Source organism: Oerskovia enterophila, assembly GCF_044748475.1.
GTDB lineage: Bacteria > Actinomycetota > Actinomycetes > Actinomycetales > Cellulomonadaceae > Oerskovia > Oerskovia enterophila.
Genome location: NZ_JBIVFZ010000004.1, coordinates 228,383 through 242,184, shown reverse-complemented (window position 1 = coordinate 242,184; position 13,802 = coordinate 228,383). Strand labels below are relative to the sequence as shown.

Sequence of the window (13,802 nt, the reverse complement as noted above, 5' to 3'; positions counted from 1 at the left end):
TGGCGCCGTCGGGCACGGGGGTCCCCCGACCGCCGCGCGCCCCCTAGGCTGGGCCCATGGCGACTGCACTGATCACCGGCGCGAGCGCCGGCCTGGGCCTCGAGTTCGCGTGGCAGCTGGCCACGGCCCGTCACGACCTGGTCCTCGTCGCGCGCGACGCCGAGCGCCTCGAGCGCGTCGCGGCGCAGATCCGCGCGGCCGCGGGCGTGCGGGTCCAGGTCCTCCCGGCGGACCTCTCCGTGCCCGACGACGTCGCGCGCGTCGCAGCACGTCTCGCCGTGGTCGACGAGGACGAGGCAGGGCAGCGACCCGTGGGCCTGCTCGTCAACAACGCCGGCTACGCGGTGCACCAGCGCTTCGTGGGCGGGGACGTCGACGCCGAGGTCAAGGCGCTGGACGTCATGGTGCGCGCGGTCCTGGTGCTCTCGCACGCCGCGGCGGGCCAGATGACCGAGCGCGGGCGCGGCGCGATCCTCAACGTCGCGTCGGTCGCGGCGCTCACGGCGAGCGGGACCTACTCGGCCGCCAAGGCGTGGGTGCGGACGTTCACCGAGGGGCTCGCGGTCGAGCTGCGCGGGACGGGCGTGACGGCCACGGCCCTGTGCCCGGGGCTCACGCACACCGAGTTCCACGAGCGGGCCGGGATCGACTACACGCAGCTTCCCGAGGTCGCGTGGCTCAACGCGGACCGGGTCGTCGCGGCGGCCCTCGCGGACGTGCGCCGCGGCGTCGTGATCTCGACGCCCTCGCTGCGGTACCGGCTGGCGTCGGGGCTGCTCAAGGTCGCGCCGCGTGCCGCCGTGCGGGCGTTCGAGGGGCGCTGACCGGTCTCGGGACGCGGTCGGGCGCGGAGGACGGACCCGCAGGAACGCTAGCCTTGACCCCATGACCGACACCTCCACGCACCTGTCCCCGACGCCCCGCGAGCAGCTCCGCGACCTGATCGCCGAGCTGGCGATCGTGCACGGGAAGGTCACGCTCTCCTCGGGCAAGGAAGCTGACTACTACGTGGACCTGCGCCGCATCACGCTGCACCACCGCGCGGCGCCGCTCGTCGGGCACGTCCTGCTGGACCAGCTCGAGGAGGCCGGGCTGGGGACCGCGGAGGTCGACGCCGTGGGCGGACTGACGCTCGGTGCTGACCCCATCGCGACCGCGCTGCTGCACGCCGCGGCCTCGCGGGGCCAGGACCTCGACGCGTTCGTGGTGCGCAAGGCCGCCAAGGCCCACGGGATGCAGCGTCAGATCGAGGGGCCGGAGATCGCGGGGCGCCGCGTCGTCGTCGTCGAGGACACGACGACGACGGGCGGCTCGCCCATCACGGCGATCGAGGCGGCGCGGGCAGCGGGCGCCGAGGTCCTGGGTGTCGCGACGATCATGGACCGCGACACGGGCGCGCGCGAGAAGATCGAGGCGCTGGGCGTGCCCTACTTCTCGATCTTCGGCCTGACGGACTTCGACCTTGCCTGAGCAGGCCTGAGCAGGGCCTGAACGTCCCGTGAGCGGGCCGGCAGCGGGAGGGGGCACGTCGTGACCTGGGTGGCGTGGGTCGTCTTCGTCGTCGTGGACGTCGTGGCGATCGGTCTGATGTACGTGTTCTGGCGGGCCGGCAAGGCGCGGCTGCGCATGTTCGAGGCGTGGGCCGCGCGCCACGGGTGGCGCTACGAGGCCCTCGACCGCGAGCTCGCCAAGCGCTGGCGGGGGACCCCGTTCGGGGCGGGGCACGACCGCAAGGCGACCGAGGTCCTCGCGGGCGAGTACGCAGGCCGCCCGGCGCTGTCGTTCACGTACGTCTGGACGGTCGGGGGCGGCAAGAGCGAGACGACGCACACGGCGCACGTGGTCGCCCTGTTCCTGCCGGCGGTGCTGCCCGCGCTCGAGCTGACGCCCGAGGGATTCGGGGCCAGGGTCGCCAAGGTGTTCGGCGGGCAGGACGTGCAGCTCGAGTCGGAGGACTTCAACCGGGCCTGGCGCGTCGAGACGAGCGACCTCCGGTTCGCGCACCAGGTCCTGCACCCGCGCCTCATGCACCGTCTCCTCGAGCCGGACTTCGCGCGACGCAACGTGCGGATCGAGGGGGACACGATCCTCGGGTGGACGGGTGGCAGGACGGTCCTGGACAACGTGTTCCCCCTCATGTCGCGGCTCGCGGCCGTGGCCGACGCGATCCCGGACCACGTCTGGCTCGACCGCGGGGCGTCGCCACCGCGTCGGCAGGGAGACCCGCCCCGCTCCGCGCCGACGTGGGGGACGCCGGCTCCCTGACGCCTCGGTCCGGGGTGCCGTGCTCCCCGCTACGATGCACGTACCTTCCGCGTCGCCCGACGACGTCACGCACCTCGGCCTGTCGGGCCCGGGCGCGCGGGCGTCCGGGCCGGGCGGTCCGACACCTCAGCCCAAGGGGGCAGCATGTCAGGCGGCATCATCGCCTTGATCGTCATCGGCGTCATCGTCCTGATCGTCCTCTTCTGGGCGGTCGCGCAGTACAACGGCTTCGTCCGGCTGCGGAACCTGGTGCAGGAGTCGTGGCGTCAGATCGACGTCGAGCTGCACCGACGCCATGACCTCATCCCGAACCTGATGGAGACCGTGAAGGGGTACGCCGCGCACGAGCGGGGCGTCTTCGAGCAGGTCGCCGCGGCGCGTTCGGCAGCGGCGGGACCGGTCTCCGGTCCGGCGGACCAGGCGGCCAAGGAGAACCAGCTGACGCAGGCGCTCGGTCGGCTGTTCGCGGTCGCCGAGGCCTACCCGCAGCTCCGTGCCAGCGAGAACTTCGGTCAGCTCCAGGCCGAGCTGACGAACACCGAGGACCGCATCGCGGCCGGTCGTCGGTTCTACAACGCGAACGTCCGCACGCTGAACACCAAGGTCGAGACGTTCCCGCCGAACGTCATCGCGAAGATGTTCGGCTTCCAGCGGGCCGAGTACTTCGAGGTCGACAACCCGGCGGTGCGCAACGCGCCGCGCCTGGACTTCAACGGCAACGGCCCGATCCTCGACCGCTGAGGTCGAGGACCGGCCGCGACGTGCGGCACGGACGGACGAGGGGCGGTGCGCCAGGGGCGCGCCGCCCCTCGGCGCGTCCCGGTCCGACGGGCGTCTGAGACGAGGGTGTGACTCCGACCACAGGAGATAAGGTAATCCTTGCTTTGGTGAGGCACGCCTTATATGGTCCACAGGGCGATGGTCGAGAGACCTGCCGCCCTGACGCCGCCATCGCGGGCGGCCCACGAACCATCACGGGAGACCGAGTGCTCATCACGCAACGAGGAGGGCGCCGTCGCGCTCTCGCCTCACTCCTGACCGGAGCGCTCGTCGCCGGTCTCGCAGTCGTCGGGGTCACTCCCGCCAGCGCCGCGGACACCGTCATGGTGTCGGGCGGCAGCGCCACCTGGAACCTCAAGGACAGCTGGACCGGCTACGTCGGCGGTGCGGGGACCATCACGCCCGCGCTGACCAACGGCAAGTCCGTGTACTCGCCCGCGAGCGGCAGCATCGACCCCGTGACGGGCGTCGGCGCGCTGCGCTTCGGTGGATCGACCAACTACAAGGCGCACGGCGGCGTCCTCGACATCACGGTCGCCGACCTGCGTCTCGCGATCAGCTCGCCGACGACCGGCGTCCTCACCGCGGACGTCACCACGGCCGCCGGGTTGGCAGACGACGTCAAGGTCGCCGACGTGGCCGTGAGCACGGCCCGCGCGGGCGACACGCTCACCGTCACGGCGGACGGCGCCCTGTCCAGCGCGTTCGGTGCGCTCGACGGCAACTTCGTCGACTACGTCGGCCAGCCGATGTCGACCTTCACCGCCACGCTCGACGCGCCGCTCCCGGTGGCGCCGGCCGCGCCGACGACCACGACGCTCGCGGTCGCCCCGGCGGGCACCTCGGTCGAGGGCACGGCGGTAGCGCTGAGCGCGACGGTCGCCCCGGCAGCGGCGGGCAGCGTCGAGTTCCTCGACGGCCCCACCTCGCTGGGTACGGCCACGGTGTCCGACGGCGCCGCTCGCCTCGACGTCGCGGCTCCGGCAGTGGGGGAGCACGCCTACTCGGCACGCTTCACCCCGGCCGACGCAGCCGCGTTCGTCGCCTCGACGTCCGCGTCCACCGCGCACACCGTGACGGCCAAGACCGTCGACCCGCCGGCTCCGGTCGCAGACCCCAAGGTGACGGTCACGCCGAGCGCGGATGTCGACCCCGCGGTCGAGAACACGTTCACCGTCTCGGGTACCGGTTTCGTGGGTGCCGGCGCGAAGAACGGTGCCTACGTCCTGCTGGGCGAGTCGTCGATCTGGAAGGGCGAGGGCCCGCTCCTGGCCGAGGGCTGGCTGCAGCAGGTCTACGTCCGCTCGATCGTCGACGGCGCGTTCACGACCACGATCACGGTCCCGGCAGGCTCGTTCGACGTCATGAAGGAGTACGTGGTCGCGACGTCGGCCGCGCACGCCCTCTCGGTCACGGATCGTTCGCTCGACACGTTCACGCCCGTCACGTTCAAGGGCGAGGAGCCCACGGCTCCGGTGTTCGAGCCTGCGATCGAGGTCTTCGCTGCTGATGGTGTGACGCCGCTGGGCGACACGCTGGTCCGTCCCGGTGACGCGATCGTGGTGAAGGGTTCCGGTTTCGATCCGGCGGCGAACGTCGGTGGTCGTGGGGCGCCGATCCCGGCGAACCTGCCGCAGGGCACGTACGTGGTGTTCGGCTCGTTCGCGGACGAGTGGCAGCCGTCGACCGGTGCGCCGACGACGGCTCGCAAGGTCGGGCCGCAGGCGTGGGCCCTGGCGGAGTCGGTGCTGGACCAGGTCCCGCCGGCTTTCCAGGGGACGATCCGCAAGCAGTGGGTCGACATCGCCGAGGACGGCTCGTTCACGGCGACGCTGACGCTCGCCGAGCTCGAGGCGATCGAGGGCGGTTCCTTCGGGGTCTACACCTACGCGGCCGGTGGCGTGAAGAACGCCGCTCAGGAGCTCGCGTTCCCCGTGAGCTTCACCAACGACCCGGCCCCGGTGTTCGAGCCTGCGATCGAGGTCTTCGCTGCTGATGGTGTGACGCCGCTGGGTGACACGGTGGTGCGTCCTGGTGACGCGATCGTGGTGAAGGGTTCCGGGTTCGATCCGGCGTCGAACGTCGGTGGATACGGCAACCCGATCCCCAACACCCTGCCGCAGGGCAACTACGTCGTGTTCGGCAGCTTTGCCGAGGCGTGGCGCCCGTCGGAGGGCGTGGCGAGCTCGGCACGCAAGGTCGGCTCGCAGGCATGGGCGCTGTCGGAGACCGTGCTGAACCAGCTCAGCCCCGCGAACCAGTCGATCATCCGTGGACAGTGGGCCGACATCGCCGCTGACGGCACGTTCACGGCCAAGCTCACGCTGAAGGCCCCCGCGGCTCTCGAGGGTGGGCGCTACGGCGTCTACACCTACGGTGCGGGCGGCGTGAAGAACGCCGACCAGGAGCTCTCGGTCCCGGTCAACTTCACCAACGCCCCGGCGCCTGCGCCGCTCACGGTCACCCTCGGCGCGCCGTCGGTCACGGCGGGAGCCAAGCTGTCGCTCACCGTCGCGGGTCTTGCGACCGGCGACAAGGTCTCGTCCGTCCTCCTGGGCGACACCTCCGCGAGCTTCGTCGCGAGCGGCGACTCGGTCGTCGTGACGGTGCCGGCGGACCAGGCCCCTGGTGAGCTCACGGTCACCGTGACGAGCGCGCTCGGTGCCACGGGGACGGCGACCGTCACGGTCGTCGGCAAGCCGGTGGTCCCGGTGGCCGATCCGAAGGTGACGGTCACGCCGAGTGCGGACGTCGACCCCGCGGTCGAGAACGTGTTCACGGTGACGGGTACCGGCTTCGTGGGCGAGGGCGCCAAGTATGGCGCGTACGTGCTGCTGGGCGACGCCTCGATCTGGAAGGGCGAAGGCCCTCTGGTGGCGTCGGGTTGGCTCGGTCTGCAGTGGGTGTCGCCTGCTCAGGTCGTCGACGGGAAGTTCACGACGACGATCACGGTTCCGGCGGGGACGTTCGACCCGGCCACGGAGTACGTGGTCGCGACGTCGGCGGCGCACGGCCTGTCGGCCACGGACCGTACTCTCGACTCGTTCACGCCCGTCACGCTCAAGCCTGTGGTGCCGGTGGCTGACCCGAAGGTGACGGTGACGCCGAGTGCGGACGTCGACCCTGCGGTCGAGAACGTGTTCACGATCTCGGGTACCGGGTTCGTGGGTGCTGGCGCGCAGTACGGCGCGTACGTGCTGCTGGGGGACGCGTCGATCTGGAAGGGTAACGCCCCTCTGGTCGCTGATGGTTGGCTCGGCCTGCAGTGGGTGATGCCGGCTCAGGTCGTGGACGGGAAGTTCACGACGACGATCACGGTTCCGGCGGGTTCGTTCGACCCGGCCACGGAGTACGTGGTCGCGACGTCGGCTGCGCACGGCCTGTCGGTCACGGACCGTTCGCTCGACACGTTCACGGCGCTGTCCGTGAAGCAGCCCGGGAAGGACGCGGAGGCGACGAGCACGACGCTGCGTGCTTCGTCGGCGAGCAGCGTCGAGGGCACCGGCGTGACGTTCACCGCGACCGTCGCACCGGCGTCGGCCGAGGGCGTGGTTCGCTTCGTCGACGGCTCCAAGGACCTGGGCTCCGCTGCGGTCAAGGACGGCGTCGCCGTCCTGGTCGCGAGCGACCTCGCGGTCGGTCCGCACTCCGTGACCGCCGTGTTCACCCCGACGGACAGCACGTCCTTCCTGGGTTCGACCTCTGCGGCGGCGACCGTCACGGTCACGGCCAAGCCCGTCACCCCGCCTCCCGCAGGTGCGGCAGGCAGCCTGCAGTGGGGCGTCAAGGAGTCGTTCCGGACGTACATCGCAGGCCCGATCGCCCAGGGAGGCGTGACGACCTCGAACGGTGCGACAGGGGCCGCGACCGGTCTGTACTCGTTCCCGCAGTCCGCGAAGAGCTCGTTCGACACGGCCTCCCGCAAGGGCTCGGTCGACTTCGCCGGTACCGTCCGGTTCACGGGGCACGGCGGCATCCTCGACGTCCGCCTGAGCAACCCGCGCATCGTCGCGACCGGTGACAAGGCGACGCTGGTCGCCGACGTCGACTCGAAGGACATCGAGGGCGGTTCGTTCGTCCAGTCCGGCGTGACGGTCGCGACGCTCGACCTGGCCGCCGCGAAGGTCACGACCGCGAACGGCACCACGACCTACGCGAGCGTCCCCGCTGCCCTCACCGCATCAGGCGTCCCGGCGTTCGGTGCGTTCTACACGGCCGGTGACGCGCTCGACCCGGTGACCTTCACGGTCGGCTCCGCGGTCGAGAACCCCGGCAAGACCCCGGGCGAGAGCTCGGGCAACACCGACGGCTCGGGCACGCAGCAGGACCCCGCCAAGGCGACGCTCTCCGTCTCCCAGGTTGCCCCCGGCGACCAGGTCACGATCAGCGGCGTCGGGTTCGGGGCCGACGAGGCAGGTCTGCGCGTCGAGGTCCACTCCAGCCCGCAGGTCCTTGCCACGGGCATCACGGCCAACGCCGGTGGTGCGGCCACGTCGACCGTCACGATCCCCAAGGATCTCCCGGCGGGCGAGCACACGCTGCTCCTCATCGGCGCGAACCACACGGCGTCCGCGGCCATCACGGTCACGGGTTCGAGCACCTCGGGCAGCGGTTCAGCTGCTCAGCAGTGCTACGCGCAGGGTGTCAACGGCGCCACGTTGACCTGGGCCGTGAGCGACAAGTTCCGCGCGTACATCGCGGGGCCGATCGCCAAGGGTTCCGTCTCGGCCAGCGGTGCCAAGGACAACGGCTCCACGACCACGTGGAGCGGCGGCAAGGGATCGTTCAACACCGACCTCGGCAAGGGCCGAGCCTCCTTCGCAGGCTCGGTGCACTTCACCGGTCATGGCGGCATCCTCGACCTGCAGATCTCCAACCCGCGGGTCCAGGTCAACGGCGGCAGCGGCACGCTCGTCGTCGACGTCGTCAGCAGCGACATGGAGGGCAACAAGTCCACGAGCAAGGGCGTCGCGTTCGCGAGCCTCGACCTCTCGGGCAAGAAGTCGACCTCGGGCACCACGATCACGTGGACCGGTGCGCCGGCCACGCTGACGGCCGCAGGCGCCAAGGCGTTCGCGGGCTTCTACGAGGCAGGGACCGCTCTGGCCCCCGTCACGTTCAGCTTCCCGATCGGGGGCGACGTCGAGTGCGACGCGTTCTCGGGACTTGCCGCCACCGGCACCGAGGCGGGCAACGTCACGGCCCTCGCGGTGATGCTGCTCCTGAGCGGCGCGGGCCTGCTCGCGGTGAGCAGGCGCCGTCGGGCACGCGCGACCGTCTGACGTACCACCGCAGGACCGCTCAACGAACGGCGGGCGGGCCGGGACCACTCCAGGTCTCGGCCCGCCCGCCGTTCGTCGTCCTCGCCTCAGCCGGTCGCAGCGACGTCGGACGCGGGCCGGTAGCGGTGCTCCAGGCGCCCCGCTAGGCCGTGGTGGGGGTTATGCCTCGGCACGGCCGATCGCAGGCCTGCGAGGCCCCGCAGCACGCTGCCCTGGTACCCCGAGGGCGAGTTCTAGCGGTCGTCGCAACACCCAAGCGATGGGCATGCGATGGGCTTCGAGATTCGTCAGGAGCGGCAGAGTGCTGGGCGGAGGGCTGAGGTTCGAGAGGGCGGAATACTCCCGCCTCATGGACCTTGGTTACGCCAACGCCGAGGCGTGCGAGCGAGCAGGTATCAACCCTCGAACGGGCAGGGAGTGGCGCAACGGTCGTCCGGACGGGCGAAAGAGGCCCCCGCCGCCGAGCTCAACGCCCGGCCTCGCAAGACGCTGGGCTGGCAGACACCAGCCCGGCGTCTCCGCGAACTCATCACTCGGCCGATGTGATGCCCCTTCACATCACGCTAGGTATCAATGCCATGGCCAGGTATAGCCACCGCCGACTTCACCGCTCGAGCTAAGACGGGAACCGAAAGCTGGCCAGCGTCATCGGCAGGCGCGTCCTCAAGTTCGCCGGCCAACCTCTGGAAGAACGCCTCTGCGGCGAAGGTGCTCCATAACTCAGGTGTGTCGTAGGCCGAGTCGCGCAGGTCCCACAAGGCACCGACAAGCTCGTCCGTCGTGCGGGCCGCATCGAGCCGCTGCAGCGCAATCGAGAGTCCGTCCATGCGCCGATCGTAGAGGTGAACGTCGGTCACGTGACCTTCGATGCCTACCCCTACGATCGTGATGGGACGCTGTGCTATACACACCGTGTTGCGACGACCGCTAGAACTCGCCGAGCTGGTCGGGGGCCGGGGCAGCGTGCTGTCCGGGAGCGTGGGTCAGACGAGGTCGACGAGGTTCGCGATCGAGTCGACGACCTTGCTGGGGCGGAACGGGAACGTGTCGACCTCGTGGATCTTGGTCGAGCCCGTCATGACGAGGTAGGTGTAGAGCCCGGCCTCGATGCCTGCGACGACGTCGGTGTCCATGCGGTCGCCGATCATCGCGGTCGTCTCGGAGTGCGCGTCGATGCGGTTGAGCGCGGACCGGAACATCATGGGGTTGGGTTTGCCAACGAAGTACGGCTCGCGTCCGGTGGCGGCCGTGATCATCGCGGCGACCGCACCCGTCGCGGGCAGCGGTCCCTGCTGCGAGGGGCCGGTCGTGTCCGGGTTGGTGCAGATGAAGCGCGAGCCGCCCAGGATCAGGCGGACGGCCTTGGTGATCGCCTCGAACGAGTACGTGCGGGTCTCGCCGAGCACCACGTAGTCGGGGTCGGACTCGGTGAGCGTGTAGCCGGCCTCGTAGAGGGCCGTGGTCAGACCCGCCTCGCCGATCGCGTAGGCACTGCCGCCGGGGACCTGGTCGCTCAGGAACTGCGCGGTGGCCAGGGCGGACGTCCAGATCGACTCCTCGGGCACCTCGATGCCCGAGGTCGCGAGGCGCGCGCGCAGGTCGCGGGCCGTGAAGATCGAGTTGTTCGTCAGGATGAGGAACGGGCGTTCCTTGTCGCGCAGCGCGCGCACGAACTCGGCCGCTCCGGGGATGGCGTGGCCCTCGTGGACGAGCACGCCGTCCATGTCGGTGAGCCAGCTCTCGATCACGCGCGTCATCAGTGGTCCTCTCCAGGGGTGTGCTCGACGGCGTCCGGCGTCTTCTCGGACCCGGTCGGCGAGGCGGTGGTCGCCTCGGCCGTCGTCAGGGGGGTGTCGCTCGCACCTGCGGTCGGGACGGCGGGTGTGGCAGCGGTCGGGACGGCGGGTGTGGCAGCGGTCGGGACGGCGGGTGCGGCAGCGGCCGAGGTCGCGTCAGCCGCAGCTGCGGCCGTCCCGACCGCGGCGAGCTGGGCCTTGGCGCTCTTCGCCTCGCGGCGGGCCCGCAGCACCTCGATCACCACGGGGACGACCGAGACGGCGACGATGAGGACGAGGATCGTCTCGATGTGGTCGTTGACGAACTGGACGTTGCCGAGCCAGTAGCCGAGCAGCGTCACGCCGACGCCCCACACGAACGCGCCGACCAGGTTGTAGGTGACGAACGTCCGGTAGCGCATGCCGCTCATGCCTGCGGCGACCGGGGCGAACGTCCGCAGGAAGGGGACGAACCGCGCCAGGATGACCGTGCGTCCGCCGAAACGCTCGAAGTAGTCGTGGGCCTGGTCGATGTACTTGGTCTTGAGGACGCGCGCGTCGGGCGTGAAGAGGCGGGGGCCGATCTTGTTGCCGATCAGGTAGGCGAGCTGGTCCCCGAGGAACGCGGCCGCGAAGATCATGGCGCACACGACCCAGATCGACAGGTTCAGCTCGTCCTGGGCGACCAGGAGGCCTGCGGTGAAGAGCAGCGAGTCGCCGGGCAGGAACGGGAAGAGCAGCCCGGTCTCGATGAAGACCACGGCGACGATGCCGAACACCGCGTACACGCCGAAGCGCTCGATGAAGCCGCTGATCATGGTCCGCGCGTCGAGCCAGTCCGGCCCGAGCGCGACGACCTGGCCCCCGTCGACGGCAGAGAGCGCTGCGGCGGCATGGGGCAGCGCTGAGGTCAGGAGCAGGTCGGTGAGCACGCCACCAGCGTAGTGGGCGTGCGGCTGCACGGGCCCGGGCCGTGTCGAGCGCCTGTCGAGCACTCGTGAACATCCTGGGAGGATCCGGTCCGGGTGGGCGCCGGGGACAATGGAGCCGTGACGAACACCCCCGCGCACGACGACCGTCCCCCGGCACTCTCCCGGACCGAGGCGCCGACCGAACGGCCGAGCGAGCCCTCGCCCGAGCCGCCGCTCGCCCGCGGCGAGGACGAGGTCGAGGTGGGCGTGGGCCCCTGGCCGGGCGGACGGGAGGCCTGGCCGACCGACGCGCGCTACGACGTCGACCTGCTCGAGCACGGTGACCGGCGCAACGTCGTGGACGCCTACCGCTACTGGACGGTCGAGGCGATCGTCGCGGACATGGACGCGCGCCGCCCTGCGGACCGGCGCCTGCACGTCGCGATCGAGAACTGGGGCCACGACCTGAACATCGGGTCGGTCGTGCGCACGGCCAACGCGTTCAACGCGGCGGGCGTGCACATCGTGGGCCGGCGGCGCTGGAACCGCCGCGGCGCCATGGTCACCGACCGCTACCAGCACGTGAGCCACCACCCGCAGGTCGAGGACCTGCTCACATGGGCCGCGGCGCAGCACGACGGCGCGGGCATCCCGGTGATCGGGATCGACAACGTCCCGGGCTCGATCCCGATCGAGGGCTTCGCGTTCCCGCCGGAGTGCGTCCTGCTGTTCGGGCAGGAGAGCAGCGGGCTCTCGGCCGAGGCGCGTGCGGCGAGCCGGGAGATCCTGCACATCACGCAGCTCGGGTCGACGCGGTCGATCAACGCGGGGGCCGCGGCGGCGATCGCGATGCACGCGTGGGCCGTGCAGCACGCCTACCGGTAGCAGGCCGTCCCGACCCCCGGGACGTCCCAACCAGTGGTGACGGACGTCCACCAGTGGGACGGGCCACACCGCCGGTAGGGATCCATGGCAAAATCATGGGGATAACAGGGCGCGCGGCAGTGTCGTCGGCACCCACCTCCTTCCGTCATTGGAGTTCTGCAGATGGCTATCGCAACCCCCGAGGTCTACGCCGAGATGATCGACCGCGCGAAGGCAGGCAAGTTCGCCTACCCCGCCGTCAACATCACGTCGTCGCAGACCATCACCGCCGCCATTCAGGGCTTCGCCGAGGCCGAGTCCGACGGCATCATCCAGGTCTCCGTCGGCGGCGCCGAGTACGCGGCGGGCTCGACCATCAAGGACCGCGTCACCGGTTCGCTCGCCCTCGCGGCGTACGCGACCGAGGTCGCCAAGAACTACGACGTCACCATCGCGCTGCACACGGACCACTGCGCCAAGCAGAACCTGGACTCCTGGGTCCGTCCGCTGCTCGCGCTGGAGATCGAGCAGGTCAAGGCCGGCAAGCTCCCCACGTTCCAGTCGCACATGTGGGACGGCTCGTCCGTGCCGCTCGACGAGAACCTGATCATCGCCGAGGAGCTCCTCGAGCTCTCCGTCGCCGCGCGCACCATCCTCGAGATCGAGGTCGGTGTCGTCGGTGGCGAGGAGGACGGCCACACGGCCGAGATCAACGACAAGCTCTACACGACGGTCGAGGACGGTCTCGCGACCGTCAAGGCCCTCGGTGCGGGCGAGAAGGGCCGCTACCTGACGGCCCTCACGTTCGGCAACGTGCACGGCGTCTACAAGCCGGGTGCGGTCAAGCTGCGTCCGTCGATCCTCGCGGACATCCAGAAGGCCGTCGGCGAGGCCATCGGCAAGGAGAACCCGTTCGACCTCGTCTTCCACGGCGGTTCGGGCTCCACGGCCGAGGAGATCACCGAGGCCGTGGACAACGGCGTCATCAAGATGAACATCGACACGGACACGCAGTACGCGTTCACGCGTCCGGTCGTCGACCACATCTTCCGCAACTACGACGGCGTCCTGAAGGTCGACGGCGAGGTGGGCAACAAGAAGGCCTACGACCCGCGCGCCTGGGGCAAGCTCGCCGAGGCCGGCATGGCTCAGCGCATCGTCGAGGCGTCGCAGCAGCTGCGTTCCGCGGGCCAGAAGATCCGCTGAACGGCTCGCTGAGCCGCCCGCGAGGGCGGTGAGCCCGGCGGGAGCGTCCCGCCACCAGCAGTGCCAGCAGGCCCCGGTCCGTCAGGACCGGGGCCTGCTGCGTGTCGTGGGGCGGCTCGGGCTGCCCGACGGCGGAGCGTCCGTCGGGCGGTCGGCCTCAGCGGTCGCTGCGCGGGAGGCGACGGCTCCCGTTGAGGTGAGTGACGCCGTCGGGCAGGTCGAAGCCGGGGTCCTCGTCGACGATGTCGAGCATGTCCCCGATGCGCGTGACCTCGAGCAGGAAGCGGACGGTCGGGGGAGCGCGCAGCACCCGGACACGGTGCGGCCCGCGTGTCGCGAGCCGCGCGAGGAACGCCACGCCCGAGGAGTCCATGAAGGTCACGTGGTGCGCGTCGATCTCGACGGGGAGGCCCGTGGCCTCGGCGTCCGCGGTCGCGTCCAGCAGGTCCGGGCCCAGATCGGCGTCGATCTCGCCCGACAGCACGATGCGGGCGCGTGTCGCCCCGACGATGACGTGAACGCTCGCAGGGTCGGACTGCTCCGTCACGACGTTGCTCGACCCGGTCGCGGGGTCGTCAGGCTCGCTACCAACCGTGGTGTTACCGTCGCGCACGTTGCTCCTCCCAGCGTGGACCGGACCCGCACAGGTCTCGGAGATCACCAATCTACGGTTGAATGTCCACTCGGGACAGTAACGCGCTCACGGCAATCTCGGTCGG

Annotated in this window: 11 protein-coding genes; 7 read left to right on the top strand and 4 right to left on the bottom strand. The window is 70.7% G+C overall.

Going from position 1 to position 13,802, the window contains the following annotated elements; all coding sequences use genetic code 11:
• Positions 1–56: 56 nt before the first annotated feature.
• From ACIPWA_RS14130 to ACIPWA_RS14110, 5 genes are all read left to right on the top strand, one after another.
• A complete protein-coding gene (locus ACIPWA_RS14130) occupies positions 57–824 on the top strand; it encodes an SDR family NAD(P)-dependent oxidoreductase (RefSeq protein ID WP_400291100.1) in 768 nt (255 codons plus the stop codon).
• 61 nt (positions 825–885) lie between these two features.
• Entirely contained in the window at positions 886–1,470 is a 585-nt protein-coding gene (pyrE, locus tag ACIPWA_RS14125) for an orotate phosphoribosyltransferase (protein WP_400291098.1), read from the top strand.
• 60 nt (positions 1,471–1,530) lie between these two features.
• Complete coding sequence (locus ACIPWA_RS14120; protein ID WP_400291096.1) at positions 1,531–2,265, top strand: hypothetical protein; 735 nt, start codon at positions 1,531–1,533, stop codon at positions 2,263–2,265.
• Between the two features lie 144 nt (positions 2,266–2,409).
• On the top strand, positions 2,410–3,006 hold the full coding sequence (locus ACIPWA_RS14115; RefSeq protein ID WP_056652604.1) for a LemA family protein: 597 nt from the start codon (positions 2,410–2,412) through the stop codon (positions 3,004–3,006).
• A 245-nt stretch (positions 3,007–3,251) separates the two neighbouring features.
• Positions 3,252–8,327, top strand: a complete 5,076-nt coding sequence (locus tag ACIPWA_RS14110) for an HtaA domain-containing protein (RefSeq protein ID WP_400291094.1) — start codon at positions 3,252–3,254, stop codon at positions 8,325–8,327.
• Positions 8,328–8,890: 563 nt separating this feature from the next.
• On the opposite strand, the gene ACIPWA_RS14105 is transcribed toward ACIPWA_RS14110, so the two are convergent.
• The 3 genes from ACIPWA_RS14105 to ACIPWA_RS14095 all read right to left on the bottom strand — a co-directional run bounded on the left by ACIPWA_RS14105 (position 8,891) and on the right by ACIPWA_RS14095 (position 11,034).
• Entirely contained in the window at positions 8,891–9,154 is a 264-nt protein-coding gene (locus tag ACIPWA_RS14105) for a hypothetical protein (RefSeq protein ID WP_400291092.1), read from the bottom strand.
• A gap of 156 nt (positions 9,155–9,310) precedes the next feature.
• On the bottom strand, positions 9,311–10,084 hold the full coding sequence (locus ACIPWA_RS14100; protein ID WP_056652593.1) for an HAD-IIA family hydrolase: 774 nt from the start codon (positions 10,082–10,084) through the stop codon (positions 9,311–9,313).
• The gene (locus ACIPWA_RS14095; protein WP_400291090.1) at positions 10,084–11,034 is read right to left on the bottom strand and encodes a DedA family protein; all 951 of its coding nucleotides are present in this window, start codon (positions 11,032–11,034) and stop codon (positions 10,084–10,086) included. The genes ACIPWA_RS14100 and ACIPWA_RS14095 overlap by 1 nt, the downstream gene beginning before the upstream one ends.
• Before the next feature lie 117 nt (positions 11,035–11,151).
• On the opposite strand from ACIPWA_RS14095, the gene ACIPWA_RS14090 reads away from it, so the two are divergent.
• Positions 11,152–11,898, top strand: coding sequence for a TrmH family RNA methyltransferase (locus tag ACIPWA_RS14090; RefSeq protein WP_400291088.1), 747 nt, complete (start codon positions 11,152–11,154; stop codon positions 11,896–11,898).
• A gap of 162 nt (positions 11,899–12,060) precedes the next feature.
• On the top strand, positions 12,061–13,083 hold the full coding sequence (gene fbaA / locus ACIPWA_RS14085; protein WP_056652591.1) for a class II fructose-bisphosphate aldolase: 1,023 nt from the start codon (positions 12,061–12,063) through the stop codon (positions 13,081–13,083).
• A 157-nt stretch (positions 13,084–13,240) separates the two neighbouring features.
• On the opposite strand, the gene ACIPWA_RS14080 is transcribed toward fbaA, so the two are convergent.
• Positions 13,241–13,696, bottom strand: coding sequence for an STAS domain-containing protein (locus tag ACIPWA_RS14080; RefSeq protein WP_082609009.1), 456 nt, complete (start codon positions 13,694–13,696; stop codon positions 13,241–13,243).
• Between the last annotated feature and the right edge of the window lie 106 nt (positions 13,697–13,802).

What these genes read in the sequence shown, in the direction of transcription:
- ACIPWA_RS14130 (WP_400291100.1), top strand. Translation starts at nt 57, where the DNA reads ATGGCGACTGCACTGATCACCGGCGCGAGCGCCGGCCTGGGCCTCGAG.
- pyrE (WP_400291098.1), top strand. Translation starts at nt 886, where the DNA reads ATGACCGACACCTCCACGCACCTGTCCCCGACGCCCCGCGAGCAGCTC.
- ACIPWA_RS14115 (WP_056652604.1), top strand. Translation starts at nt 2,410, where the DNA reads ATGTCAGGCGGCATCATCGCCTTGATCGTCATCGGCGTCATCGTCCTG.
- ACIPWA_RS14105 (WP_400291092.1), bottom strand. Translation starts at nt 9,154, where the DNA reads ATGGACGGACTCTCGATTGCGCTGCAGCGGCTCGATGCGGCCCGCACG.
- ACIPWA_RS14100 (WP_056652593.1), bottom strand. Translation starts at nt 10,084, where the DNA reads ATGACGCGCGTGATCGAGAGCTGGCTCACCGACATGGACGGCGTGCTC.
- fbaA (WP_056652591.1), top strand. Translation starts at nt 12,061, where the DNA reads ATGGCTATCGCAACCCCCGAGGTCTACGCCGAGATGATCGACCGCGCG.